Genomic DNA, 3,389 nt, shown 5'->3' on the forward strand with positions numbered 1-3,389 from the left:
ATAAAAATAGAGATGACAAATTTTTAGGATTCATTAAAGTGTCTAAAACCTTGATATTATTGAATTTTTAAAAATAGCAGGTCCTTAGGTTATTTTTAAAGACCATAAAAGTTCTTAAAAAGTCCACAAAAAAAGCCCTCAAAAAGGGCAATAAATGACGAGTTCAGCAGGCAAGAAACTAGCACGGTCAAACGTGCTTTTTTTATTGCTGATTGCTGATAGGTATATTATACCATGAAGTACGTACTTTATGACGTTATACCTGTAATTCTTCCCTGATTGCTTTCTGTAATAGCTGACTGAAATTGATTTTATTTTCTTTACCAACTTCAACCAACCAACTAGGGAGGGTTACAGTTTTATTGACAACCCTAGAACGTTCGCGCTCTCTAACCAGTTCCGTATCTACTGAGATAGCTTGCAGAATATCCTCATCACTGCCAAGCTCACTAGCCAAAGCCTTAAAACTTGAAGGCTCTGGAAACTCTTTGCCTTCATCTTCAAACATGATTGTATAGATTTCTAGCACCTCACGGGCGTTATAGATTGCCTCGTTTAAGGTATCGGCTTCGCTAATTGCTCCTTGAAAATCAGGGAATGTGATTGTATAACCGCCGTTTTCTTCATCCACTTCAAATAGTGCCAAGTAAGTGTATTTCATAATTTGATAATAACCAATGACCGCCCCAATATAGGGGAGGGAGTTTTTTACTCCCCTTCCAATACTTTCAAAATCTTGCCAAGTGTTCCAGGTCTATAATCGTTTTCTTTTGGTTTAGGTATCGTTACCGTTCTTCCGTCTGGATGTTTCCAAACTTCATGCGAACCTTTACCAAAAGCTGTTTTGATAAAACCTTTTTTCTTAGCAAGTTTTTTTAGTTCTCTTTCGGTCATCGGTTTCTCCTTTCCGTATCTTTAATTATATTATACACTTGTTTGAAACATTTGTCAATGTATAACACGTATTTTTACACTTGTTTTTTATAACCTCACAAAAGCCCCAAAATTCGTTTCTAAGGGCTTCTAGTTTATCCATGGTGTTTTAGTTCTCCAGTACGAAACAAAGCAAAATAGGGGGCGAATATGAAGCCTATGCCTACTTATATGCTTCTAGCTCTCCGTTCTGGTGGATTCTCGCAAAGTTTAAGACGGCTATCTGTTTGTATCGGTGATAACTAGTGGAGCTAGTACCTGCCATTTCTACGCATTCACTCATTGTTTTCTTCCTCATGTAACAATAATGGATAATAAAGTATTTTCTGGCTCGCTTGTTCTCTATGCTGTTGATGTCGTGGGCGAATATCTCCAACCCCTCACGGATTGCTTTTTCATGCTTACTAGTCAAATTCCACTGATCAGGTAAGACAAGTTTCCAAGCCTCTTCATCTATCCTAACTTGGTTTTCACTTCCTGCCATCCTCTGGAAACGTAGAAAGTATGTCATCCGCTCTCTGACGTTCATCATCGTTTTAAACTTATCCAGCTCCATTAGTTCACTCCTTTGTGATATAATAGTTATGCGAAACTATAACATGAGAAGTCAGCTGTGCTGGCTTTTTTTGCGTTTTCTCGGCGTTCGCTCGGAGTTCAAGGATACTCTCCTTATCTGATTGATAACTGATAAGCTCTATTCATCACAAAAACCTATATTGTCCCAGAATATCCGCAATCCTTTTGTATTTTTAATTCGTGAAATATCTTTTTCTGCTTCTTCTTTTGTCGGATAGACTTCTATAATATCTTTGGGATTTTTTCCACCTATCCTATATCTTACCTCAAAATGTCCAGTATCAATCTGCGTCAAAAACACGGTATCAACTTCATCAACCACCGCTAACTTATTCAACTTATTTAAACGGTTTTTAATCGCCTTCATCTAGTATCTTCGCCTCTAATATTTCTAATTGCTCCACTACCTCAACCATTTCAACCGCCTTATAAGCCATGTTTAGAATGCTCTGGGCGCTCTGTTGTCTCGCATACGGGCTTACTGTCTTATCAAGCATGATTTCCCTTAATACATTGACTGCCTCAACGCTTGCATTCTGTAACAGCGTAGTAGACTCCTTGAGTTGTTCGCTACGTCTTTCACGGTAAATTCTCTTAAAGGTTGCATCGTTCAAGTAATTGTAAGCCGTCTTTCTGGTGATCTCACTTAATTCACTAGCTTTTTTTACATTCCCAGTCATGAGATAATTGGCCATAAATATTTCTTTTTTTCTGCTTAATTCTGTCAAATACTAGTCACCTCACTTTATTGGTCTAATTCTGGAAACTCACTTATCCCAGTCATTTCCCTAAGTTCATCCATACGTTTTTTTGATTTCTTATAGTCTGCTAGCTTAATATCTTTAAATGGTATTTTAATAAAATCATCCATATCTATCTTTATTTCATCTTGCTGAAAAGCAAATCTTAAACAATCCACATATAAAGATATACATTCATCAGTTGTTGCATATTCCGTCTTTCCAGCATACTCTTCTAACTTTTCTAGTCTTGCTTTTAAACTTCTAACCATTCCCCTACCTCGTGTGTAATTCTGTCTGATTTATGTAAAAAAAGGGGATTGCTCCCCTCCACATCACAAACCTAATAAACCACGTCTTTCTTTGCCCAGTAGTTTATCATATAGGGCTTTATCCTTCTCATATAGTTCATGTCTACGCTTGTAGCCCATAGCTTTAAACTCTTCAAGAGTTACAGCTTCCTCTTCGTAAGATTTTGAAATACTTTCTACGTTCTTTGCAAGCCCCTGCAGTAAGTCAGCTTGTCTCTTCTCTTCTTCGATTTCTTGAAATAGTTGTTTATGTTCATCTTTCATTATTGTTCTCCTTCAAAATAGTTAATACGATTCACAAAATACGCCAAATCATCACTCGGATCTAAATAGCGGTATTGGCTTCCCATATAACCAGCTACACCACTATAAATGTAAGGCTTACTTACTCCACTATATTCTGGGGATGTATTCAGGCGGTCAAATAACTCTTCGATACCTGTTTCTCTTACCTCATCCGCCAATCTTTCAGCAGTATTTTTGTAATTTTCGTTATAATTTGCAATCAATTCCAAAAGCTCAATAGATTTCTGCTTGATTTCTTGGCGCTGGCGCTTCACTGTTTCATCTTGCTCTAATGCAGTTCCTAAATAACCTGATGCATTAATTTTTCTAGCGTCTGCTACGATTGAGTCAATCCGTTCTTTCTCAAGTTTTGTTCTTTGCTCTTTCATATCAGCAATATACTTTTCTTTTACGTTAATAGCTTGAAAATCTTCAAATGTTTGTACATCTGCTTTCTTGGATTTGATATCCTTAACTTCTTTTTCTGCTTTCTTGATTTCCTCATCAAAGCGATCAAAAATCTCTAATTGAGTCCGTACTTTGT

General features: G+C 36.9%; 8 protein-coding genes. All 8 read right to left on the bottom strand.

Going from position 1 to position 3,389, the window contains the following annotated elements; genetic code table 11:
- Positions 1 to 256 precede the first annotated feature (256 nt).
- A complete protein-coding gene (locus HT715_RS08055; RefSeq protein WP_023935891.1) occupies positions 257 to 661 on the bottom strand; it encodes a type II toxin-antitoxin system HicB family antitoxin in 405 nt (134 codons plus the stop codon).
- Between the two features lie 47 nt (positions 662 to 708).
- The gene (locus HT715_RS08060; protein ID WP_023935892.1) at positions 709 to 894 is read right to left on the bottom strand and encodes a type II toxin-antitoxin system HicA family toxin; all 186 of its coding nucleotides are present in this window, start codon (positions 892 to 894) and stop codon (positions 709 to 711) included.
- Between the two features lie 202 nt (positions 895 to 1,096).
- On the bottom strand, positions 1,097 to 1,489 hold the full coding sequence (locus HT715_RS08065; RefSeq protein WP_172922898.1) for a transcriptional regulator: 393 nt from the start codon (positions 1,487 to 1,489) through the stop codon (positions 1,097 to 1,099).
- A 138-nt stretch (positions 1,490 to 1,627) separates the two neighbouring features.
- The gene (locus HT715_RS08070; protein ID WP_023935894.1) at positions 1,628 to 1,876 is read right to left on the bottom strand and encodes a hypothetical protein; all 249 of its coding nucleotides are present in this window, start codon (positions 1,874 to 1,876) and stop codon (positions 1,628 to 1,630) included.
- Entirely contained in the window at positions 1,863 to 2,204 is a 342-nt protein-coding gene (locus HT715_RS08075; protein WP_000035041.1) for a hypothetical protein, read from the bottom strand. The genes HT715_RS08070 and HT715_RS08075 overlap by 14 nt, the downstream gene beginning before the upstream one ends.
- A 50-nt stretch (positions 2,205 to 2,254) precedes the next feature.
- Positions 2,255 to 2,521: a hypothetical protein gene (locus HT715_RS08080; RefSeq protein ID WP_172922512.1), complete on the bottom strand. Its 267-nt coding sequence runs from the start codon at positions 2,519 to 2,521 to the stop codon at positions 2,255 to 2,257.
- 63 nt (positions 2,522 to 2,584) lie between these two features.
- Positions 2,585 to 2,824, bottom strand: coding sequence for a hypothetical protein (locus HT715_RS08085; protein WP_023935898.1), 240 nt, complete (start codon positions 2,822 to 2,824; stop codon positions 2,585 to 2,587).
- Positions 2,824 to 3,389 (bottom strand): hypothetical protein (locus tag HT715_RS08090; RefSeq protein WP_172922899.1); only part of this gene is annotated, 566 nt, incomplete at its 5' end. The genes HT715_RS08090 and HT715_RS08085, both read right to left, overlap by 1 nt.

The organism is Streptococcus sp. 4155 (assembly GCF_013276695.1).
Taxonomy (GTDB): Bacteria; Bacillota; Bacilli; order Lactobacillales; family Streptococcaceae; genus Streptococcus; species Streptococcus pseudopneumoniae.